We start from the raw sequence: 20,603 nt of genomic DNA on the forward strand, positions 1-20,603 counted from the left end.
CTTCCGCCGTTGGACTCCCGCCTCAGCCTAGAGCCCCACGAACTCCGCCATCCGCCTCGCCGAGTGGGCGAAGAACGCGTCGGCCGGATCGACGCTGCCGACGTACTGGCCGAACAGGTCGAAGCTGATCGCGCCGAACAGCTGGGTCCAGGCCATGAGCAGCCGGGCCACGGTTTCGGGGCCGGCGATGATCCCGAGGGCCTTCGTCAGCGTCTCGGCCTGGGCACGCAGCTCGGGCGGGACCTCGCCGTCGACGTCCCGCAGCTCGGTGTGCGTGAGGACCTTGACCAGGGCGAGCGCGACCCGGGAGGCCGGCACGACGGTGTCCTGCGGTGCGGCGTACCCGGGGATCGGCGAGCCGTAGATCAGCGCGTACTCATGGGGGTGCGCGCGGGCCCAGTCGCGGGTGCCCTGCCAGATCGCCAGCCAGCGTTCGCGCAGGTCGCCGGTGCCCGGGTCCGCCTTTTCGGCCGCCTCGCCGATGGCGTTGTAGGCGTCGACGATCAGGTCGGTCAGCAGCCGGTCGCGGCTCGGGAAGTACCGGTAGATCGCGGACGACACCATGCCCAGCTCCCGAGCCACCGAGCGCAGCGAGAGCCCGTGCGCGCCGACCTCGGCGAGCTGGCGGCGGGCTTCGTCCTTGATCTCCTGGGTCAGTTCGGCGCGGGCACGTTCACGCGCGGTGCGGGTGGCGGTCATGTGATCAGTGTGCCATGACGAGAGCGCTGCACAAAATAGAGAGCACTGCTCTTGACAGTGTGCAGCGCTCTGGTGTTCACTGCTCTTAACCGAGAGCACTGCTCTCCCAAACTTCGGAGGACACCATGACCGCCACCCGCTACATCAAGCCGAAGAAGTCCACCAACGTCTTCAACGAGGCTGTCGCGAAGCTGACCAACCTGGGCCTGAGCGTCTGGGGCAGCCGGGTGCTGACCGTCGTCGGCCGGAAGAGCGGCGAGCCGCGCTCGGTGCCGGTCAACCTGCTGACCGTCGACGGTGTCCGCTACCTCGTCGCCCCGCGCGGCGAGACGCAGTGGGTGCGGAACCTGCGTGCGGCCGGCCAGGGCACGCTCCGCGTCGGCCGCCGCGTCGAGGCGTTCACCTTCCGCGAGCTGGCCGACGACGAGAAGCCGGGCATCCTGCGCGCCTACCTCAAGCGCTGGAAGTTCGAGGTCGGCGTGTTCTTCGACGGCGTCGACGCCAAGGCCTCGGACGAGAAGCTGCGCGAGATCGCGCCGGGCTACCCGATCTTCGAGATCTTCACGAAGTAGGTTTGCGCGCTTTCGGGGGTCCGGGTGGCGGAGCCCCCGGCCCGGGGCGAAGCCCCGGTTGTCACCGCCGCGTCAGGTTGGCCGCGACCAGGACCACGCCGACCAGGAACGCGACGAGCCCGATGAGGAACCACAGCTTCTGGCCGGTCATGAAGCTGCCGGTGATGACGCCGATGCCCTGCAGCACCCAGACGGCGCCGACGAGCACGAGCACGACCCCGGCCGCGAGGGTGATCCACCGCCTCATGCGTCCAGCTTAAGCGGGCGGCACCAGTTTGTGGCGGTAGGCGTAGACGACGGCGTGCACCCGGTCGGGCAGCCCGAGCTTGCTCAGCACGCGCGACACGTGCGTCTTCACCGTCTCCTCGCCGACGTGCAGCTTCCGCGCGATCTCGGCGTTGCTGCAGGCGCCGGCGAGCAGCAGCAGCACCTCGCGTTCGCGGGAGGTCAGCCGGGCCAGCTCCGGGGGTTCGGCCGCCGCCGGTTCGAGGACCGACGCGAACTTCGCCACCAGCCGCCGCGTCACCGAGGGGTCGATCAGCGCGTCCCCGCGCGCCGCCACCCGCATCGCCGCGACCAGCTCCTCCGGCGCCAGGCTCTTCAGCAGGAACCCGCTCGCCCCGGCCCGCAGCGCGCGGTAGACGTACTCGTCGGCGTCGTAGGTCGTGAGGACGAGGACGCGGGTGTCGTTGCCGGGCGCGGAAAGGATCGCCTCGGTCGCGGCGAGGCCGTCGAGGCGGGGCATCCGGACGTCGAGGACCGCGACGTCCGGGCGCAGGCGGGCGGTCTCGGCGACGGCTTCGCGGCCGTCGGACGCCTCGCCGACGCAGGTGAAGTCGGGCTGGGTGTCGAGCAGCGCGCGCATCCCGGACCGGAACATCGCGTGGTCGTCGGCCAGCAGGACGCGGATCATGTGCTCTCCACCGGGAAGGTCGTGCGCAGCTGCCAGAGCCCGCCGGTTTCGCCGTAGGAGACCTGGCCGCCGAACAGGGTGACGCGACGGCGGATCCCCGCCAGGCCGCGGTGCGCGTGCTCGTTCTCGGCCGTCCGGTTTTCGCGGAGACCGTTGGTCACCACGAGCACGACCTCGGTGCGGCCGAGGTTCAGCTCGACCTCGACCGGGCCCTCGCCGTGGCGCAGGGCGTTGGTCAGGGCCTCCTGGGCGATCCGGTAGAGCGCGATGTCGAGCGAGCCCGGCAGCTCGCGGGGCTCTCCGCGCAGCGTCAGCCGGGTCGGCAGGCCGGCCGCGCGGACCGTCTCGACCAGCTCGCCGAGGTTGTCCAGGCCGGGCTGTTCGACGTTGGTTTCGGCGTGCAGCAGGTCGAGCAGCCGCCGCAGGTCGGCCATCGCCGAGCGGCTCGCCGATTCGACGGCGCCGAGCGACTTCCGGGCCGGTTCGGCGCCCTCGGGCAGGCCGAGCCGGGCGGCGCCGGCGTGCACGCCGATGGCGCTGACGTGGTGGGAGATCACGTCGTGCAGGTCGCGCGCGATGGTGGTGCGTTCCTCGAGGACGGCCCGTTTGACGGCCTCTTCCTGCTGCTGGCGGCGTTCGTCGGCTTCGCGCTCGAGATCGGCGATGTAGGCGCGCCGGGCGGTCGTGTACCGGCCGACCAGCCACGGCAGCAGCGCGGAGACGCTGACGTTGATGACGATGAGCCGCCAGTCGGCGGCCGTCCGCCCGCCGCCCTCGATGCAGCCGACGGCGACCCCGGCGAGCAGCGCCCCGAGCGCGAGCACGGCAGGCCGGGTCCGCAGCCAGGCGCCGGCCCGGTAGCCGGCGATGAGGATCCCGGCGTTGTTCCCGGTGACGTACCCCTGGCAGGTGCAGAGGAGGACGGGCGCGCTGGCGTAGAGGACGGCGTGGGCGAGCGCGACCCACCCGGAGTACCGGGCGGCCCCGGCGAGCGCGGCGTTGGCGGCGACCCCGGCGAGCAGCACGGCCCAGGCCCGCCAGCCGGCCTCGCCGAGCGGACCGCGGAGGACGAAGAGAGCGGCGTCGCAGACCACGCAGACGAGCGCGACCAGCAGCGACTGCCGTCTCAGCGATCCCCGGATGTCCTGCACACCCGCAACTGTGCCCTAACCGCGGTGCGAAGGAGGTGGGAACGCCCCGATGCGGCGTGAGGGGGGTGCGCGGCACCGGAGCGTTCCCGGCTTGGGGCGCTGGGGTCAGCTCGTGGGGCGGGCCGAGTAGCCGCCTCGGCGCTGGCCCGGCTGGCGCTGGCCCGGCTCGAAGCCCTTGCCCAGCGACGTTGCCGTGGCCGTCTGGCCCTCGACCTTCGCCACCACCGTCACGTTCGTGTCGCCCGTCTTCACGTCGCCCGTCTTCTCGGTCGACGAGTCGAGCGTGTACGTCTGCTTGTAGCCGTCCTTGCTGGTCAACGTCACCGAAGTGGCGCTCAGCTCGGTGACGTCGCCGGTCTGCAGGCGCTCGGTCGTGTAGCCGCCGTTGCCGTTCGACACCACGAAGTCGCCGTGCAGCGCGTCTCGGAGCGCCGCCATCCCGCCGCCGAAGCCGCCGCCCGGGCCCTGGCCGCGGAACTGGCCGCCGCCGGGTCCGCCCGGGCCGCCGAAGCCGCCGGGGCCCTGGGCCGTGTTGTTGTCGGCGCTGCTGGTGCCCGCCCAGATCGCCGCGCCGCCGCCCGCCGCGATCACCACGGCGATGCCGGCCGCGATCGCCGTCTTCTTGCCGGACCAGCCCTTCTTCGGCGCGGCCGGGGCCGGGTCGCCCCAGTTGGCGCCCTCGGGCTGGGTGTTCGGCATCGGCTCGGTCGTCATCGTGTCCTCCGGTGGGGCCCACACTGGTCCTGCTCAGGTTCGCCGCCGCGGCTGTGTTTGAGCTGTGGGGAGCGTCAGCGCTCGCTGTGCCTCGAACGCGCGAACCTTCACAGCAAATGCACAGCGAGCGCACAGCGAACACCGACGCCGGGCCGGGAAGGTGGCACCATGACCGCTATGAACGCCACGTCATCCGGCCCCGGCAAGGCCGACCTCCGCCGCGCCGACGGGAGCCCGGTCCGGGTCCTCGTCGTCGACGACGAGGCGACGCTGGCCGAGCTCGTGTCGATGGCCCTGCGGATGGAGGGCTGGGAGGTGCGCAGCGCGGGCGACGGCACCGAGGCCGTCCGGATCGCGCGCGACTTCCGCCCCGACGCCGTCGTCCTCGACGTCATGCTCCCCGACTTCAGCGGTCTCGAAGTCCTGCGCCGGATGCGGTCCGAGGCGCCGAACCTGCCCGTCCTGTTCCTGACGGCGAAGGACGCGGTCGAGGACCGCATCGCCGGGCTCACCGCGGGCGGCGACGACTACGTCACCAAGCCGTTCAGCCTCGAAGAGGTGGCGCTGCGGCTGCGCGCGCTGCTGCGCCGGGCCGGCGGGGTGACCGGCGCGAGCGGGTCGACGCTGGTCGTCGGCGACCTCACCCTGGACGAGGACAGCCGCGAGGTGCACCGCGGCGGCGACCTGGTGCCGCTCACCGCGACCGAGTTCGAGCTGCTGCGCTACCTCATGCGCAACCCCAAGCGGGTGCTGTCCAAGGCCCAGATCCTGGACCGCGTGTGGAGCTACGACTTCGGCGGCCAGGCCAACATCGTCGAGCTCTACATCTCCTACCTGCGGAAGAAGATCGACGCCGACCGCGAGCCGATGATCCACACCATGCGGGGCGCCGGGTATGTCCTCAAGCCCGCCGGCTGAACCGAAGCGCGTTCGACGGCCCTGGTCGCTGCGGCGGCGGCTGATCGTCCAGCTCGCCGCGCTGCTCGCCCTGGTGTGCCTGGTCGTCGGCGTCGTCACGGAGTTCGCGCTGAGCGAGTTCCTCATCGGCCAGCAGGACCAGCGGCTGGCGGCGGCGAGCGACCGCGCCCGCCACAGCGGGGAGCGGCCGCCGCCGTGGCAGTACGGCGAGACGCCGCCACCGCCGGACGCGCTGCGCGTGCTCGGCCAGGGTGACGGCACGCTCGCCGTCGTCCAGACCGGCTCGAAGGCCTCGGCCGCGGTGATCGACTCCAGCTTGGTCGGGGTGTCGAAGCGCAAGGCGCCGTTCAAGCCCGTTCCCGCGGACCAGGCGCTGCGCCTGCTGGAGCTGCCGTCCGACGGGAAGCAGCGCAGCATCGACCTCGGTGGCAGCCTCGGCGAGTACCGCGTCGTCTCGACGACGTCGGCGCGCGGCGAGAAGACGGTCATCGGCCTGCCGCTGAAGGACGTCAACGAGACGCTCTGGCAGCTCGGGTTCATCCTCGGCGGCGTCGCGCTGGCCGGGATCCTGGTGGCGGGCGCGGTCGGCGCGGCGACGATCCGGCGCACGATGCAGCCGCTCGACCGGCTGGCGGCGACCGCGACGCGCGTCTCCGAACTGCCGTTGGACCGCGGCGAAGTCGCGCTGTCCGAACGCGTCCCGGAGGCCGACACCGACCCGAACACCGAGGTCGGCAAGGTCGGCTCGGCGCTGAACCGGATGCTGCAGCACGTCGCGAACGCGCTGAGCGCGCGGCACGCGAGCGAGAACCGGGTCCGCCAGTTCGTCGCGGACGCCAGCCACGAACTGCGCACCCCGCTGGCGGCGATCCGCGGGTACGCCGAGCTGACCCGGCGCGGCGGCGAGCAGGTGCCGCCGGACGTCGCGTTCGCGATGAGCCGCGTCGAGTCCGAGTCCCGCCGGATGACGACGCTGGTGGAGGACCTGCTGCTGCTCGCCCGGCTGGATTCCGGCCGCCCGGTGGTGCGCGAGTGGGCCGACCTGTGCCGCCTGGTGGCGGACGCGGTCGCGGACGCGCACGTCGCGGGCCCGGACCACAAGTGGCTGATGGACGTGCCCGGCGAGCCGATCGGCGTCCTCGGCGACGCGGGCCAGCTGCACCAGGTGGTGATCAACGTCCTGGCCAACGCGCGCACGCACACCCCACCGGGGACCACGGTGACGACCACGCTGTCCACATCGGACGGAATCGTCCGGCTCCGGGTGGCCGACGACGGCCCGGGCATCCCGCCGGAAATCCTGCCGGACATCTTCGAGCGCTTCGCCCGCGGCGACAATTCCCGGTCGCGCGCGGCCGGGAGCACCGGGCTGGGGCTGGCGATCGTGGCGGCGGTGGTGGGCGCGCACGGCGGCCGCGTCGGGGTGCAGAGCCGGCCGGGGCGCACGGAGTTCGAGATCACCTTCCCGGAGGCGCCCCCGCCTGCCTAGCCGGGGTAGCGGGCGACGACGGTCGCGAGGTCCGGTGTCAGCCGCAGCTCGGTGGCGAGCAGGTCCGGGTGCCGCAGTGCACCCCGCTAAGGGCCGGTTGCTGCAGCTGCTCGCCGGCGGGGTCGCGGGTGGCACGATCGGCGAGGCCGGGACCGGCTTCCGCGCTGGACCGGCCTGGACACCGCCTGGCAGGAGCAGCCGAACCCCGCCCGCGCGGCCGCGTCCACGGCCCGCCGGACGAGCTCGGGCAGGCCGGGTTCGCCCGCGTACTCCGCCGTCCCGTTCTCCGACATGCTCATCCGTCCGGGGTTGATGCACAGCCGGCGCACAGCTTGGCCACAAGTTCACCACATGCACCGCCGACACGGTGAACGCCATGACGACCACGCTGTCGGCGCCCGGACACGCCCAGCCCCAGCCGCCCGTCCCGGTCCGGAAACCCCGGTGGGTCAGGCCTTCCGTGGCCGCGCTGCTGCTCGGCACCGGGCTGCTCTACCTGTGGGACCTGGCGAAGATCGGCTGGGCCAACGACTTCTACGCGATGGCCGTGCAGGCCGGGACGTGGAGCTGGAAGGCGCTGTTCTTCGGTTCGCTCGATCCGGGCAACGTCGTCACCGTCGACAAACCGCCGTTTTCGCTGTGGGTCATGGGGCTGTCCGGACGGCTCTTCGGCTTCTCCAGCTGGAGCCTGCTCGTACCGGACGCGCTCGCCGGCGTCGCGTCCGTCGGCCTGCTCTACCTCGCCGTGCGGCGGCTGTCCGGACCCGGTGCCGGGTTGCTGGCCGGGGCCGGGCTCGCGCTGACGCCGGTCGCCGCGCTGATGTTCCGCTACGACAACCCCGACGCCTTCCTCGTTCTGCTCCTCGTCGCCGGTGCCTACTGCGTGGTGCGGGCGCTGGACCACGCGAGCACGAAATGGCTGGTGCTCGCCGGCGTCGCGATCGGCTTCGGCTTCCTGGACAAGATGCTGCAGGCCTTCCTCGTGCTGCCCGCGTTCGTGCTCGTCTACGCGGTCGCGGCGCCGACGTCCCTCGGCCGCCGAATCGGCCAGCTGCTCGCCGCGGCGGGTGCGGTGGTCGTCTCCGCCGGGTGGTGGATCGCCGCCGTCGCGCTGTGGCCGGTCGCGGACCGGCCCTACATCAGCGGTTCGACCGACAACACCGTGCTGGAACTGGCTTTCGGCTACAACGGCCTCGGCCGGATCTTCGGCGAAGGACGCGGCGGCGGGGGCGGTGGCCGGGTGTTCACCCCGCCCGCCGGGGTGGAACTGCCCGCCGGCGGCCGGGGCGGCTTCGGCGGCTTCGGGGGTCAGACCGGCCTGACGCGGTTGTTCTCCGGCGAGTTCGGCGGCGAGGCGTCGTGGCTGCTGCCGGCCGCGGTCATCGGGCTGGTCGCCGGCCTGTGGTTCACCCGCCGGGCGCCGCGCACCGACCGCACGCGGGCGGCGCTGCTGCTGTGGGGTGGCTGGCTGGTCGTCACCGCGCTGGTGTTCAGCTACATGAGCGGCATCATCCACCCGTACTACACGGTCGCGCTGGCCCCCGGGGTCGCCGCGACGCTGGCGATCGCCGCCCGTGAGCTCTGGCGCGGCCGGGCGAACTTCGCGGCCCGCGCGGTGCTCGCCGTCATGGTCGCGGTGACGGCGGTCTGGGCCTTCGTCCTCCTCGCGCGGACGCCGGACTGGCAGCCGTGGGTGCGCTACGCGCTCCTGGTGTCCGGCGCCGCCGCGGTCGCGGGCCTGCTCTTCGGCGCCGACCGCGTCCGGCGGGCCGGCCCGGTGGTGGCGGTGCTCGGCCTGTGCGGCGCGCTGCTCGGGATGACGTCCTACACGCTGGCGACGGCGGCGAACGCGCACTCCGGCGGGACGCCGTCCTCCGGCCCGGCCGTCGCGAGTGGACGCGGCTTCGGCGGGCAGCGCGGCTTCGGCGCGGGGGAGATCGACTCCGCGGTGATCGACCTGCTGAAGAGCACGACGACGAAGTGGGCCGCGGCGCAGAGCGGCGCGATGCAGTCGGCGGGCCTGGCGCTGGCGAGCGGGCGGCCGGTGCTCGCGATCGGCGGCTTCAGCGGCAGCGACCCGGCGCCCACGCTCGCGCAGTTCCAGGCGTACGTCGCCGACGGCGACATCCACTACTACGTCGCCGGTGGCCGCGGCGGCTTCGGCGGTGGCCGCGGGACCGCCGGCCAGATCCAGACCTGGGTCGAGCAGAACTTCGCGCCGTTCACCGTCGGCGGCACGACCGTTTACGACCTCACCAAATCTGTCGTTTGATAGAAATTCGACAGCCCGCTTGAATTGTTTCAAGCGTGTTAACAGTCGGGGAATCATTCGGCGTATTCCAGACCGGTGCGGTATCGGCGGATGCGGACAGGTGTTCGAATTCCCGGAGCGTGCCCGGCTCATTCCGAACGACCGTTCGGAGTCGTCGATTCGCTCTGGGTGAGGACGTCGGCACCCCCCGCTGTCGTCCTAACGACGAGGGACTTCGGGCCGTGCACTTGCACGCGCTCCGCGCACACGCCTGCCGGAATATTGGCCGGTCGACCGACAGAAACGATCTCCCCGACGATCTCGAACGCGTCGATCTCGCAGGCTGACCCGGGCGACGGTCACTCGTTTGGATGCAAAGAGCGGACGTTGTGGGGATCTTGTGCTAGTCGCTAGGCTCTCCGCCGGGAGAGGGACAGGGGTGGCTGATCCGGTGCGCTGAGTGCTGGGATTTCACTGGTGGTGAGCGCCTCCTGTCCGCGTTCTCTCGCGATGACCGTCCCCACCCGTAGCCCCGAGCGCCGCAATTCCCCCTTTTCGGTACGCACCACTCCACTTCCCCCGCAACCTGGAGTTCGTTGTGATTTCCCGTCCCCGCCCCCGTCTGCTGACGGTGCTCCTGACTTTGCTGACCCTCGCCGGGGTCACCGCGCTCTCGGGGTGCAGTGACAGCTCCGCCTCCGGCGGCGGCACCAAGATCACCATCGGGTTCAGCGCCTGGCCGGGCTGGTTCCCGTGGCAGGTGGCGCAGGAACAGGGCCTGTTCGCGAAGAACGGCGTCAACGTCGACCTCAAGTACTTCGACAACTACACCGACAGCATCAACGCCCTCTCCAGCGGCGCCATCGACGCCAACAGCCAGACCCTCAACGACACGCTGTCGTCGGTCTCCGGCGGCGCCAAGCTGTCGATCGTGCTGGTGAACGACAACTCCACCGGCAACGACAAGGTCATCGCGCGGGACGGGATCACCAGCATCGCCGACCTCAAGGGCAAGAAGGTCGCCGTCGAGCAGGGCGCCGTCGACCACTACCTGCTGCTGCTCGCGCTGCAGTCGGCGAACCTGACCGAAAAGGACATCCAGCTCGTCAACCTCCCGACCGACGCCGCGGCCGCCGCGTTCAAGAGCGGCCAGGTCGACGCGGTCGCCGCGTTCGCGCCGTTCACCTCGACGGCGCTGGAGCGCGCGGGCAGCCGCGCGATCTCGACGTCGGCCGAGTTCCCCGGCGCCATCCCGGACCACCTGGTCACCTCGCAGAAGCTGGTCAAGGACCACCCGAAGGACGTCCAGGCGCTGGTCAACACCTGGTTCGAGACGCTGACCTGGATCAAGGACAACAAGGACGCGGCCGTGAAGATCATGGCCAAGCGCGGTGGCGTGTCCGAAGCGGACTACAAGTCCTACGACGCCGGCACCACGATCTTCACGCGGCAGCAGAACATCGACGCGTTCACCCCGGGCGTCACCGCCCAGCACCTCGACTTCCAGGCGAACAAGATCATCGACTTCATCGTCGGCACCGGGCTCGCCCAGCAGCGGCCCTCGCTCGACGGCCTCTTCGACGACCAGTTCGTGAAGGCCGCGCCCCAGTGACCGGTCCGACCCAGCGCACCACGCCGGCGAGCACGGCCGAGGCGCGGGCCGCCGAGGCGCAGGAAGCGGAACAGCGGCTCGCCGAGCAGCAGGAGGCCGGCCGGGCGGGTGGCGGACGGCCGGCCTGGTCGCCGCTGCCCCGCCGGGCCGGGCTGAAACCGTCCGCTTCGCCGCTGTTCTCCTTGCGCACCCCCATTTCCGCGGCGTCCCGCTGGACGCTCGCGGCGCTGTCCTTCGCCATCCCGTTCCTCGCGTGGGTCGTGCTGAGCATCAGCGGGGCCGTCGATTCGACGTTCCTGCCGTCGCCGGCCGCGGTGCTCGAAGCCGGGGTGGACATGGCGAGCACCGGCGAGCTCTTCGACGACCTGTGGACGACCACCCAGCGGGTGCTCGAAGGCTTCGGCCTCGCCGTGCTCGTCTCGGTCCCGCTCGGCATCCTGATGGGCAGCTTCACCGCCGGGCAGGCGTTCTTCGAGCCGCTGATCGGGCTGCTGCGCTACCTGCCGGCGAGCGCGTTCATCCCGCTGCTGATCATCTGGCTCGGCCTCGGCGAGCCGTCGAAGATCGCCATCCTCTTCATCGGCACAGTCTTCTTCAACACGCTGATGACCGCCGACGTGGTCCGCGGCGTGCCGGACGCGCTCATCGACGTCTCCTACACCTTGGGCGCGCGCCGCGGCGAGGTGCTGCGCAAGATCGTCGTGCCGCACTCGCTGCCGGGCATGATCGACGCGATCCGCGTCAACGCCGCCGCGGCGTGGAACTTCGTGGTCGTCGCCGAGCTGATCAACTCCTCGGCGGGCCTGGGCTACCGGATCGTCCGCGCGCAGCGGTTCCTGCAGACCGACAAGATCTTCGCGGTGCTCGTGGTCATCGGGCTCGCCGGGCTCGCCATCGACGTCCTGCTGCGCCTGCTGCGCACGCGGGTCGGGAAGTGGGCAGCATGACGCTGGAACTGCGGAACGTCGCCAAGGACTACACCGTCCGCGGCAAGGTCACCCGCGCCCTCGACGACGTCGACCTCGAAGTGCTGCGCGGCGAGTTCGTCTGCGTCGTCGGCGCGAGCGGCTCGGGCAAGTCGACGCTGCTGTCGCTGGTGGCCGGGCTCAGCCGGCCGACCGAGGGCGAGATCGTGCTCGACGGCGTGCCGGTGACCGGGCCCGGGCCCGACCGCGGGCTCGTCTTCCAGGCCGGGGCGCTCTACCCGTGGCGCAGCGTCGAGAAGAACGTCGCGTTCGGACTCGAGCTGCTCTCCCTCGACCCGGTCGAGCGGGCCGAGCGGGTGAACTGGTACCTCGCCGAAACCGGCCTCGACGGCGTGCGCAAGTCGCTGCCGAAACAGCTCTCCGGCGGCCAGAAGCAACGCGTCGCGATCGCGCGGGCCCTGGCGTGCGAACCGGAAGTTCTGCTGCTGGACGAACCCTTCGGCGCCCTGGACGTCCAGACCAAAGAGGACATGCAGGTGCTGATCCGCCAGGTGTGGGCCGACACCGGCACCACGGTGCTGATGGTCACCCACGACGTCGAGGAAGCGGTCTTCCTCGGCGGCCGGGTGGTGGTGCTCGCCTCCGACCCGGGCCGGATCGCCGCCGACGTCGAGGTGGCGCTGCCCGCCGAGCGCGACCTGGCGGTGAAGCGCGAGCCGCGGTTCCTCGCGCTGCGCGCCCGGATCGAGGACCTGGTCCGGGAGCAGCACCGGGGCCACGTGAGCCGGGTGGCCGCGGTCGAGTGAGAACGGAAGACGGGAAGGTCGCGGGATGAGACACGGCAGGCCGACCGCGGAACGGGCCGGCGGCGGTTTTCTCGCCCGGCTCGGGATTCGCGGCAAGCTGAACCTGCTGCTCCTGCCCCCGCTGGTCGCGGTGGTGCTGGTGTCGGTGCCGTTCGTGCTGACCCAGGCGAACAGCGCCGGTGCGGCGGCGCAGTCGGCCGCCGTCGCGCGGCACGCCCAGCAGCTGGGCGGGCTGATGTGGCAGCTGCAGCGCGAACGGCTGCTGACGGCCGCTTTCGTGGCGACGCCGTCGGCCAGTCCCGAGCAGATGGTCCAGCAGCAGAAGGTGGTCGACCAGACGGTCGCCGACGTCCGCGGTGCCCTCGGCGACGACGCCCCCGACGAGCTCTCCGCGGCGCTGACCCGGATCGGCTCGCTCGCCGAGCTGCGGCAGAACGCCGCCCGCCGCGGTGTCGCGCTCGACAGCGTCGCCCGGACCTACAACGCCGTGGTCGACGCGGTGATCGACGCCCTGCGCCTGGTCCCGCAGCTCAGCAGTGACGCCGAGGGCGCGCGCGAGCTGACCGCGCTGGACGCGCTGCTGCGCGCGAACGAGGAGAACTCGCTGCGCGCGATGGCCCTCATCGTGACCGCGGTCTCGCCGGCGGCCGGCCGGCCGATCCTCGACAACGCGACCCAGCAGGCGCCGATCTTCGTCGACCGGTTCGTCAAGCAGGGCGACGACGGCGACGACAGCGAGCGGTCCGCGCTCGTCGTCCGGGTCGAGCAGAGCGACGCCGGTCGCCGCGTCGACGAGCTCGCCGCCCAGGTCGAGAAGCCCCGTGACGCGGCCGCCACCACGAAGTACGTCGCCGACGTGCTCTCCGCGGCGGACACCCACGCGGGACAGCGGAAGCTCGTCCAGGAGAGGGCGATCAGCGAGATCACCGACTCCGCGACCGAGCGCGCCGACAGCGCGACGAACCTGGCCTGGACGGTCGGTTTGGGCGCCGGCGGGCTGTTCCTGCTGGTCGCCTTCCTGGCGGTCGCGGTGTCCCGCTCGATCGCCGGCCCGCTGCGCCAGCTGACCACCGCGGCGACGTCGGTCGCCGACCTGGCCGGCACCGAACTCGTCCGCGTGACCGACACCGAAGAGGCCGAGGAGCAGATCCCGCGCCTGGCCACCATCGACGTCGTCTCCTCCGACGAGCTCGGGAAGCTGGCCGCCGCGTTCAACCGGGTCCAGACCACCGCGGCCGAGCTGGTCGAACGCCAGGCGCTCACCCGGCGCAACACGAGCCTGATGTTCGCGAACGTCGCGAAGCGCACGCAGAACCTCGTCGGCCGCCAGCTCGCCCTGATCGACGAGGTCGAGCGCAACGAGCAGGACACCCGGCTGCTGGCCAGCCTCTACCGGCTCGACCACCTCTCCACCCGCCTGCGCCGGAACGCCGACAACCTGCTCGTGGTGTCCGGCACCCGCGACGAAACCCGGATCGCCGGCCCGATCGAGCTGTCCACGGCCCTGCGCTCGGCGCTCGCGGAGATCGAGGACTACCAGCGCGTCAAGCTGGGGGTCGTCGCCGAAATCCTGCTGTCGTCGGCCCTCGGCGCCGACCTGGTGCTCGTCTTCGCCGAGCTGCTGGAGAACGCGACGTCGTTCTCGCCGCCGGGTTCGATGGTCGAGGTGGACACCATGCTGCTGGCCGACGGCGCCTGCCTGGTGAGCATCGTCGACCACGGCATCGGCATGACCGCGGAGAAAATGGGCGAGGAGAACCGGCGGCTCGTCGAGCGCGAACGCCTGGAGCTCGCGCCGACCAGTGTGCTCGGCCTGTTCGTGGTCGGCCGCCTGGCCCGGCGCCACGAGCTGGGGGTCGAGCTGCTCGCGACGCCGACCACGGGCGGCGTGACCGCCCGGCTGACCATCCCGCCGTCGCTGTTCACCCACCGCACCGGGCGGCGGCCGAAACCAGCGCAGGCGCCCGTGATCCCGGCGCAGGCGCCCGCGCCGGTCCACGCCCGCCCCGCGGAGGCCGTCGCCGTGTCCACCTCGGACGACGTGCGGCCGGTCGAGCCGTTGCCGGCACCGGCGATCCCGGCCCTGCTGGCCCCCGCGCACGACAACGGCTTCCGCTGGTTCAACCAGCTCGAACCGGTGTGGCCGGACACCGAACCCGCCGATCCGCCGCCGCCCCCGGCCACGGACACGGCCACGCCCGCGCCGGACGCCGAGACCCGCAGTGGGCTGCGGCGCCGCGTCCGCGGGGCGCAGCTGCCGGCTCCCGGCACGACCGCGCCGGTCTCCGACGGCAAGCCGCGGCACGACCCGGAAGCCACCAAGACCGCGATGGACGGGTTCGAGAGCGCCTTCGCGAAGGCCGTGTCGCTTTCCCGTGAAAGTGCCGCGGTGCCGTCGCCGGGTGACGGCGCGTCGCTGCCGGTGCGCATCCCCGGGGACTCGGCGATGCCCGCCGGCCGCACGCCCGCCGCGGCCGTCCCACCGTCGCGGGACGGCCTGATCCGCCGCGTCCCCGGTGCCCAGCTCGCCCCCGGCCTGCGTCAGCAGCCCGCCGGGCGGCCGCTCGCCCGCGCCGTCGTCAACCGCACCAAGCGGGACCCGGCGGCCGAACGAGCGGCGTTCGACGCGTTCGCCGCCGGCCTCGCGAAGGCGGAAGACGTGACGGCAGACAGCCCGCCCCAAGGCGTGGTCGCCGGTCGTGTGATGGAACGAGGAGAAGAGAGCAGGAAATGAGCATCCCCGCACCTGGCGTCAGTGTCGAAGCCCAGAACTTCAACTGGCTGGTGAGCCGCTTCGCGCAGCACACCGCGGGCGCGATAGCCGCCATCGCGGTCTCGGCCGACGGCCTGCTGATCGCGATGTCGACGGAGCTCGAGCGCGCAGGAGCCGACCGCCTCGCCGCGATCTCTTCGGCCATGCTCGGCCTCGCCCACGGCGTCTCCGAAAGCCACCCGCTCGGCTCGCCGGACAAGGTGATCATCGAGCTCGAGCACGGGTACCTGCTCGTCTGCACGATCAGCATCGGCTGCTCGCTGGGGGTGCTGGCCAACAAGCAGGCCAGCCTCGGCACGATCGCCTACGAGATGGCGATGTTCGCCAACCGCGCCACCGAGGTCCTCACGCCCGGCCTGATCGAGGAGCTCAAGAACACCGTGGGGTCGTGATGACCGAGGAGCCTTCGCTGCTGCGGCCGTACCTGATGACCTCGGGGCGCGCCCAGCCGGTCGACCAGAGCCTCGAGATCGAGGCGCAGGTCATGACGTCCCGCCTCGGCGCGGCGTCGCACCCGAAGCTCACGTTCGAACGCCAGGAAATCGTTTCCCTCTGCCGGAACACGATGTCGGTCGCCGAGGTGGCCGCCATGCTCGGCCTGCACATCGGCGTGGCCAGGGTGCTGGTGGCCGACCTCGCCGAGCTGGGCTACGTCGTCGTCCGGCGGCCGGGCAACCACAACTCGCACGACCTCGGCATGATCGAAAGGGTCATTCGTGGACTCGAAGCCATTCACTGAACCGGGCACCCGGCCGCCGGCCCCGGTCAAGATCGTCATCGCGGGCGGCTTCGGCGTCGGCAAGACGACGGCGGTGTCGTCCATCTCGGAGATCAAGCCCCTCACGACCGAGGCGGCGATCACCTCGATGTCCGCGGACAGCACCGGCCACGTCCCCTCCAAGACCACGACGACGGTGGCACTGGACTTCGGCTGCATCACGATCGACGAAGAGGTCAAGCTGTACCTGTTCGGCACGCCGGGCCAGGACCGCTTCGGCTTCATGTGGCAGGACCTGGTCCACGGCGCGCTCGGAGCCCTGGTCATCGTCGACACCCGCCGCATGGACGACTGCTACCCGGCGGTCGACTACTTCGAGAACGCGGGCCTGCCGTTCGTGGTGGCGGTGAACATGTTCGACGGATCGCTCGGCCACAACCTGGAGGACGTGAGGTGGGCCTTGGCGGTCAGCGACGACGTCCCGCTGATCACGTTCGACGCCCGGCAGAAGCTGTCGGTGCGGGACGCGCTGCTGGCGGTGCTGCACAACACGTTCAAGCGGGCCCGAGCCCAGGCTGGTGCGGGGGCCTGATCGGGGCCCGCTACACTTGGCGGCGGACCCCGCGCGGCGTCCACCCTGTGAACCTCCCCAGGGCCGGAAGGCAGCAAGGATAAGCAGGCTCTGGCGGGTGCGCGGGGTCCCCTTCTTTTCGGCTCCGGCTCTCGGGGCTTCGCCCCTTCGCCGGGCCTTCACTTCGTTCTTTCACCCGGGGGCCGAGCCCCCGGACCCCCACGGTGCCTCGGGCTCGGGCTGGGAGCTCTGCCGCAGCCCTCTGCTGCCGCGGCCTGGGAAGTCTGCGCCGCTCCGCGCCGCCGCGGGTTGGGCGGTCTGCCGCCGCTCCGCGACCGGGGTCTGCCGCGGCCGGGCGGGGCTGGTGGGCTTGGGGCGGGGTCAGAACAGGCCCAGGACGTCGTCCGGGGGGCTCGGGGGTGGCGGGGCGTCGGCGTCCGTGATCGGGGCCGCCTTCCCGGCCAGTTTCCGCAGCTCCGCGCCGTACAAGCACCGCGCCGGGAACGCCGCCGAGGCCGTCCGGCGGGCTATCTCCGCCGTCGGGAGCTCGCTCGCCGACGCCGCCAGCACCAGGTTGCCGAACCGGCGGCCGCGCAGCACCCCCGGGTCCGCCAGCAGCAGCACCTCCGGGAACACCGAGAGCAGCGTCGCCAGGAACCGGCGGGCGAACGGCAGGCCCGAACCGTCCGTGATGTTCGCCAGGTAGACGCCCGGGGCGCGCAGGATGCCCGCGCAGGCCCGCGTCGCCTCCAGGGTCGCCAAGCCCCCGGCCAGCGTGGCGCGCCGGAACGCGTCGACCACCACCAGGTCCGCCGAATCGTCCCGGCGCGTCGCGAGGCCTTCGCGGCCGTCCGTCACCCGGACGCGCAGGCCCGGCACCCGCAGCCCCAGCTGCGTGCGGACCAGCTCCACCAGCTCGCCGTCGGCGTCGAACACCAGCTGCCGCGAGCCCGGCCGCGACGCCGCGACGTACCGGGGCAGCGTGCACGCCGCGCCGCCGACGTGGAGCGCGTCCAGCGGGCCGGGCGGCAGCCGGTCCACCACGTCCCCGAACCGGCGGACGTAGTCGAACTCCAGGTGAGCGGGGTCGTCGAGGTCGACGTACGACTGCGCGACGCCGTCCACCGACACCAGCCAGGCGTTGCCGCGGTCGGCGTCGCGGACCAGCTCCGCCGTGCCGAACCGCACGGGGTAGCGCCCGGGCTGCGGAGCGGTCTTCCGCGTTCGGCTCACGGAATCCGAGGTTATCGGAAACATTCCGACCACTCCGGCGATAAGGGAACGGACGATCATCGATCGAGGGGGTTTCACTTGCGTGCAAACGCAGTAATCGTGGCCGCCGCACTCGCCGCCGGGGTCTTCGCGACGCCCGCGGCCGCGGACGAACTGCCCGACCGGGCGCAGGCCGTTTCGCTGCTGGAGACCGGCGGTCCCGGCGTCGCGCGGGCCGCCGAAGCGGCCTTGCTCGGCTCGCCAGCCGACCTGGCGGCCTTCCTGGCCACCGGCCGCCAGCAGGCGCAGCGCGACGACGAGCGGGTCCTCGTCAACCAGGCGCTCACCACCGGCGGCCCGATCACCAAGCGCACCGCCCAGCGGGCGCTCAACGGCACCCCGGACGACATCCGCGAGTACCTGGCGAACGGCCTGCCGCTGGCCAGGAGCGCGGACGACCGGATCGCCGTCAGCCAGGCCATGGACGTCGGCGGCCCGACCGTCAACGAACGCGGCGCGGACGTGCTCGACAACGGCACCCCCGAGGACGTGCGGGCCTTCCTGGAAACCGGCCTGCAGCGGGCGAAGGACGTCGACGACCGCGTCACGGCCACCCAGGCCATGGCCGCCGGCGGCCCGGAGGTCAAGGCCGCCGCGCAGACGGCGCTCGACGGCACGCCGGAGGACATCCGGTACTTCCTGTCGCTGTGGCGGCAGGTCGCCGCGAACTACGACACCGAAGTCACCGCGGTCCAGGAGCAGGTCGACGCGGCCAAGGCGGCCGCGTCCGCCAACCGATCCGCGGACGTGAAGGCCGCCGCCGACCGGGCCGCGCAGCTCGCCGCGGACGCGCGGAAGGCGAACGCCGACCGGCTCGTCGTCCAGCGGGGCCAGAACCAGCAGGCCGGCCGGGACGCCTCGGCCGCCGAAGCGGCCGCGCAGCAGCGGGCCGACGAGGCCGCTGCTCGCGCCGCGAAGGCCAAGACCGACAACGACAAGCTGCTCGCCGACGCGGCCGACCCGGCGCTGACCGTGCCGAACGGCCGCAAGGCGTCGGTCTACCTGCTGCGCAACGGCGGTGCCGCCGTCAAGACCGCCGCCCGTGCCGCGCTGAGCGGCTCGGACGACGACGTCGTCACGTTCGTGCGCAGCGGTCTCGCCGTCGCGCAGGAGTCCGACGACCGCGCCGCCGTCTCGGCGATCGCGGCGGACCCGAACGCCCGCCCGGGCCTGCGCCAGGCGGCTCGTGACGCGCTGGCCGGCCCGTACGCCGGGGTCGTCGCGCTGTTGCGCACCGGTGACTACCCGGGCCGCGACACCGACGACCGCGTCGAGGTCAACCAGATCATGGCGGCCGGCGGCCCGGCGACGAAGTCGTGGGCGCAGCACGCACTGGACGGGACCGTGGCCGACATCCGCGAGTTCCTGGCCAAGGGCCGGTACACCGCGCACCTGATCGACCTGGACATCTACGTCACCCGGACCCTGGGCGAGGGCCCGGAGGTGCAGGCGGTCGCGCAGGGCGTGCTCGACGGGCCGGACTCGGGCGCGCAGCACTACCTGGACGTCGAGCTGCCCAAGGCGCGGGCGCGTGACGCGTTCACGGCGGCGCACGTCACCAAGGTGAACGGTCTGGTCGCGGAAGCGGCGGCCCTGGTCTCCTGACCGCACGGCGAAGGTTGTCGGTGGTGCCCGGTAGTCTCGCGGCGTGGCTCTCGCGCTGTACCGCAAGTACCGTCCGGCGACCTTCGCCGAGGTCGTCGGTCAGGAGCATGTGACCGAACCCCTCCGCACGGCGCTGTCCGCCGGGCGGATCAACCACGCCTACCTCTTCTCCGGCCCACGCGGCTGCGGGAAGACGTCGAGCGCGCGCATCATGGCGCGTTCGCTGAACTGCGCCCAGGGCCCGACACCGGACCCGTGCGGCGAGTGCAACTCGTGCAAGGCGCTCGCGCCCGAGGGGCCGGGCAGCGTCGACGTCACCGAACTCGACGCGGCCAGCCACGGTGGTGTCGACGACGCCCGCGAGCTGCGCGACAAGGCGTTCTACGCGCCGGCCGAGTCGCGCTACCGGGTGTTCATCATCGACGAGGCGCACATGGTCACCACGCAGGGCTTCAACGCCCTGCTGAAGATCGTGGAAGAGCCGCCTGAGCACGTCATCTTCATCTTCGCGACGACCGAGCCGGACAAGGTGCTCACCACCATCCGCTCGCGCACGCACCACTACCCGTTCCGGCTGATCCCGCCGAGCGCGATGCGCAACCTGCTGGAGCGCAACATCGCGGCCGAAGGCGTCGAGGTCGAGCCGGCGGTGTACCCGCTGGTCATCCGCGCGGGCGGCGGTTCGGCGCGCGACACGCAATCGGTGCTCGACCAGCTGCTCGCCGGTGCCGGGCCGGAAGGCGTTTCGTACTCGCGGGCGGTCGCGCTGCTGGGCGTCACCGACGTCGCGCTGATCGACGACATGGTCGACGCGCTCTCGACCGAGGACGCGGCGACGGTGTTCGGCACGGTCGAGAAGCTCACGGAGGCCGGCCACGAACCGCGCCGGTTCGCCACCGACCTGCTCGACCGGCTGCGCGACCTGGTGCTGCTGCGCGCGGTGCCGGAGTCCGCGGGCGGGCTGGTGTCCGCGCCGGAGGAGGAGCTGTCGCGGATGGTCGCGCAGGCCGAGCGGATCGGCCTCGCCACCCTCTCCCGCTACGCCGACATCGTCCACAATGGACTATTGGAGATGCGCGGCGCGACCTCGCCCCGGCTCGTGCTCGAGCTGCTGTGCGCGCGAATGCTGCTGCCGTCGGTGACCGACGCGGAAAAGGCGCTGCTGGCGCGGATCGAGCGCTTGGAGCGCCGCGCGACCGTCGCGGGCGGAGGCGGCGCGTCGGCCGAGGGTGGCGTGGAGCCGCCACTGCGCGCGGCGCCGGAGCGCGAGTTTTCGAGGCCTTCGCAGCGAGCGGCCTCGGCGGGCCCGGCACCGGTGCCGGAGCCGGTCAAGCCGCCCGGCCGCCCGGCGGTCGAGCCCGCCGCTGTCCCGGCCGCACCTCCTGCGGCCGCACCGGCTGCACCTGCTGCGGCCCAGCCGGCCGCCGGTGGCGGTGCAGCAGCTGCTCGGCCCCAGCCGGGCGATGGCGGGGTTGCTGCCCGGGCTGCGGCCCATCCCGGCGGGGGTGCGCCTGCGGGCGCTGCTGCTGCTTCGCCTCAGCCCCGCGATGGGCGTACTGCTGCCCCGGCAGCCCAAGCTCCCGGTGGCGGCGTCGCGGCGGCCGAGCCCCAGT

Annotated in this window: 19 protein-coding genes and 1 other RNA gene; 14 read left to right on the forward strand and 6 right to left on the reverse strand. The window is 72.4% G+C overall.

The window, feature by feature from the left end:
* Nucleotides 1-27: 27 nt before the first annotated feature.
* The gene (locus tag IE317_RS34725; protein ID WP_191315607.1) at nucleotides 28-699 is read right to left on the reverse strand and encodes a TetR/AcrR family transcriptional regulator; all 672 of its coding nucleotides are present in this window, start codon (nucleotides 697-699) and stop codon (nucleotides 28-30) included.
* 125 nt (nucleotides 700-824) lie between these two features.
* Between IE317_RS34725 and IE317_RS34730 the strand changes: the two genes are divergently transcribed.
* Nucleotides 825-1,271, forward strand: a complete 447-nt coding sequence (locus tag IE317_RS34730; RefSeq protein WP_191315608.1) for a nitroreductase family deazaflavin-dependent oxidoreductase — start codon at nucleotides 825-827, stop codon at nucleotides 1,269-1,271.
* Nucleotides 1,272-1,332: 61 nt separating this feature from the next.
* On the opposite strand, the gene IE317_RS34735 is transcribed toward IE317_RS34730, so the two are convergent.
* The 4 genes from IE317_RS34735 to IE317_RS34750 form a co-directional block, all read right to left on the reverse strand.
* On the reverse strand, nucleotides 1,333-1,518 hold the full coding sequence (locus tag IE317_RS34735; RefSeq protein WP_191315609.1) for a hypothetical protein: 186 nt from the start codon (nucleotides 1,516-1,518) through the stop codon (nucleotides 1,333-1,335).
* A gap of 9 nt (nucleotides 1,519-1,527) precedes the next feature.
* Nucleotides 1,528-2,184, reverse strand: coding sequence for a response regulator (locus tag IE317_RS34740; protein WP_191315610.1), 657 nt, complete (start codon nucleotides 2,182-2,184; stop codon nucleotides 1,528-1,530).
* On the reverse strand, nucleotides 2,181-3,335 hold the full coding sequence (locus IE317_RS34745; protein ID WP_191315611.1) for a sensor histidine kinase: 1,155 nt from the start codon (nucleotides 3,333-3,335) through the stop codon (nucleotides 2,181-2,183). The genes IE317_RS34740 and IE317_RS34745 overlap by 4 nt, the downstream gene beginning before the upstream one ends.
* A 105-nt stretch (nucleotides 3,336-3,440) precedes the next feature.
* Nucleotides 3,441-4,049 carry a hypothetical protein gene (locus IE317_RS34750; protein ID WP_191315612.1) on the reverse strand — a complete coding sequence of 203 codons (609 nt, stop codon included), beginning with the start codon at nucleotides 4,047-4,049 and terminating at the stop codon, nucleotides 3,441-3,443.
* Between the two features lie 168 nt (nucleotides 4,050-4,217).
* On the opposite strand from IE317_RS34750, the gene IE317_RS34755 reads away from it, so the two are divergent.
* The 11 genes from IE317_RS34755 (at nucleotide 4,218) to ffs (ending at nucleotide 16,250) form a co-directional block, all read left to right on the forward strand.
* A complete protein-coding gene (locus IE317_RS34755; RefSeq protein ID WP_308443415.1) occupies nucleotides 4,218-4,967 on the forward strand; it encodes a response regulator transcription factor in 750 nt (249 codons plus the stop codon).
* On the forward strand, nucleotides 4,945-6,456 hold the full coding sequence (locus IE317_RS34760; RefSeq protein ID WP_229903058.1) for a sensor histidine kinase: 1,512 nt from the start codon (nucleotides 4,945-4,947) through the stop codon (nucleotides 6,454-6,456). Before IE317_RS34755 ends, IE317_RS34760 begins: the two co-directional genes overlap by 23 nt.
* A gap of 376 nt (nucleotides 6,457-6,832) precedes the next feature.
* Nucleotides 6,833-8,728 (forward strand): glycosyltransferase family 39 protein, encoded by a 1,896-nt coding sequence (locus IE317_RS34765; protein WP_229903059.1) that lies wholly within the window; start codon nucleotides 6,833-6,835, stop codon nucleotides 8,726-8,728.
* A 577-nt stretch (nucleotides 8,729-9,305) separates the two neighbouring features.
* On the forward strand, nucleotides 9,306-10,319 hold the full coding sequence (locus IE317_RS34770; RefSeq protein WP_191315613.1) for an ABC transporter substrate-binding protein: 1,014 nt from the start codon (nucleotides 9,306-9,308) through the stop codon (nucleotides 10,317-10,319).
* On the forward strand, nucleotides 10,316-11,266 hold the full coding sequence (locus IE317_RS34775; RefSeq protein WP_191315614.1) for an ABC transporter permease: 951 nt from the start codon (nucleotides 10,316-10,318) through the stop codon (nucleotides 11,264-11,266). Before IE317_RS34770 ends, IE317_RS34775 begins: the two co-directional genes overlap by 4 nt.
* The gene (locus IE317_RS34780) at nucleotides 11,263-12,051 is read left to right on the forward strand and encodes an ABC transporter ATP-binding protein (protein ID WP_191315615.1); all 789 of its coding nucleotides are present in this window, start codon (nucleotides 11,263-11,265) and stop codon (nucleotides 12,049-12,051) included. Before IE317_RS34775 ends, IE317_RS34780 begins: the two co-directional genes overlap by 4 nt.
* A gap of 25 nt (nucleotides 12,052-12,076) precedes the next feature.
* Complete coding sequence (locus IE317_RS34785; protein WP_191315616.1) at nucleotides 12,077-14,785, forward strand: sensor histidine kinase; 2,709 nt, start codon at nucleotides 12,077-12,079, stop codon at nucleotides 14,783-14,785.
* Nucleotides 14,782-15,216 carry a roadblock/LC7 domain-containing protein gene (locus tag IE317_RS34790; RefSeq protein WP_191315617.1) on the forward strand — a complete coding sequence of 145 codons (435 nt, stop codon included), beginning with the start codon at nucleotides 14,782-14,784 and terminating at the stop codon, nucleotides 15,214-15,216. Before IE317_RS34785 ends, IE317_RS34790 begins: the two co-directional genes overlap by 4 nt.
* Nucleotides 15,216-15,563, forward strand: coding sequence for a DUF742 domain-containing protein (locus IE317_RS34795; protein ID WP_091319104.1), 348 nt, complete (start codon nucleotides 15,216-15,218; stop codon nucleotides 15,561-15,563). The genes IE317_RS34790 and IE317_RS34795 overlap by 1 nt, the downstream gene beginning before the upstream one ends.
* A complete protein-coding gene (locus tag IE317_RS34800; protein ID WP_191315618.1) occupies nucleotides 15,541-16,134 on the forward strand; it encodes a GTP-binding protein in 594 nt (197 codons plus the stop codon). The genes IE317_RS34795 and IE317_RS34800 overlap by 23 nt, the downstream gene beginning before the upstream one ends.
* 21 nt (nucleotides 16,135-16,155) lie before the next feature.
* Nucleotides 16,156-16,250, forward strand: an RNA gene (gene ffs / locus IE317_RS34805) — signal recognition particle sRNA small type.
* A gap of 244 nt (nucleotides 16,251-16,494) precedes the next feature.
* Here ffs and IE317_RS34810 read toward each other — a convergent pair.
* Complete coding sequence (locus IE317_RS34810) at nucleotides 16,495-17,370, reverse strand: spermidine synthase (protein WP_191315619.1); 876 nt, start codon at nucleotides 17,368-17,370, stop codon at nucleotides 16,495-16,497.
* 75 nt (nucleotides 17,371-17,445) lie between these two features.
* Here IE317_RS34810 and IE317_RS34815 point away from each other — a divergent pair, with 75 nt between their 5' ends.
* On the forward strand, nucleotides 17,446-18,990 hold the full coding sequence (locus tag IE317_RS34815; RefSeq protein WP_229903060.1) for an ALF repeat-containing protein: 1,545 nt from the start codon (nucleotides 17,446-17,448) through the stop codon (nucleotides 18,988-18,990).
* A gap of 43 nt (nucleotides 18,991-19,033) precedes the next feature.
* A partial coding sequence (locus IE317_RS34820; protein ID WP_191315621.1) for a DNA polymerase III subunit gamma and tau occupies nucleotides 19,034-20,603 on the forward strand: 1,570 nt, incomplete at its 3' end.

Origin of the sequence: Amycolatopsis bullii, from assembly GCF_014654205.1 — a bacterium.
Taxonomy (GTDB): Bacteria; Actinomycetota; Actinomycetes; order Mycobacteriales; family Pseudonocardiaceae; genus Amycolatopsis; species Amycolatopsis plumensis.

Bases quoted from the DNA above. Each gene is read 5' to 3' on its own strand.
- IE317_RS34790 (WP_191315617.1), top strand. From the start codon at position 14,782: ATGAGCATCCCCGCACCTGGCGTCAGTGTCGAAGCCCAGAACTTCAAC.
- IE317_RS34735 (WP_191315609.1), bottom strand. From the start codon at position 1,518: ATGAGGCGGTGGATCACCCTCGCGGCCGGGGTCGTGCTCGTGCTCGTC.
- IE317_RS34795 (WP_091319104.1), top strand. From the start codon at position 15,216: ATGACCGAGGAGCCTTCGCTGCTGCGGCCGTACCTGATGACCTCGGGG.
- IE317_RS34750 (WP_191315612.1), bottom strand. From the start codon at position 4,049: ATGACGACCGAGCCGATGCCGAACACCCAGCCCGAGGGCGCCAACTGG.
- IE317_RS34740 (WP_191315610.1), bottom strand. From the start codon at position 2,184: ATGATCCGCGTCCTGCTGGCCGACGACCACGCGATGTTCCGGTCCGGG.
- IE317_RS34785 (WP_191315616.1), top strand. From the start codon at position 12,077: ATGAGACACGGCAGGCCGACCGCGGAACGGGCCGGCGGCGGTTTTCTC.
- IE317_RS34730 (WP_191315608.1), top strand. From the start codon at position 825: ATGACCGCCACCCGCTACATCAAGCCGAAGAAGTCCACCAACGTCTTC.
- IE317_RS34755 (WP_308443415.1), top strand. From the start codon at position 4,218: ATGACCGCTATGAACGCCACGTCATCCGGCCCCGGCAAGGCCGACCTC.
- IE317_RS34780 (WP_191315615.1), top strand. From the start codon at position 11,263: ATGACGCTGGAACTGCGGAACGTCGCCAAGGACTACACCGTCCGCGGC.
- IE317_RS34760 (WP_229903058.1), top strand. From the start codon at position 4,945: ATGTCCTCAAGCCCGCCGGCTGAACCGAAGCGCGTTCGACGGCCCTGG.
- IE317_RS34810 (WP_191315619.1), bottom strand. From the start codon at position 17,370: ATGTTTCCGATAACCTCGGATTCCGTGAGCCGAACGCGGAAGACCGCT.
- IE317_RS34725 (WP_191315607.1), bottom strand. From the start codon at position 699: ATGACCGCCACCCGCACCGCGCGTGAACGTGCCCGCGCCGAACTGACC.
- IE317_RS34765 (WP_229903059.1), top strand. From the start codon at position 6,833: ATGACGACCACGCTGTCGGCGCCCGGACACGCCCAGCCCCAGCCGCCC.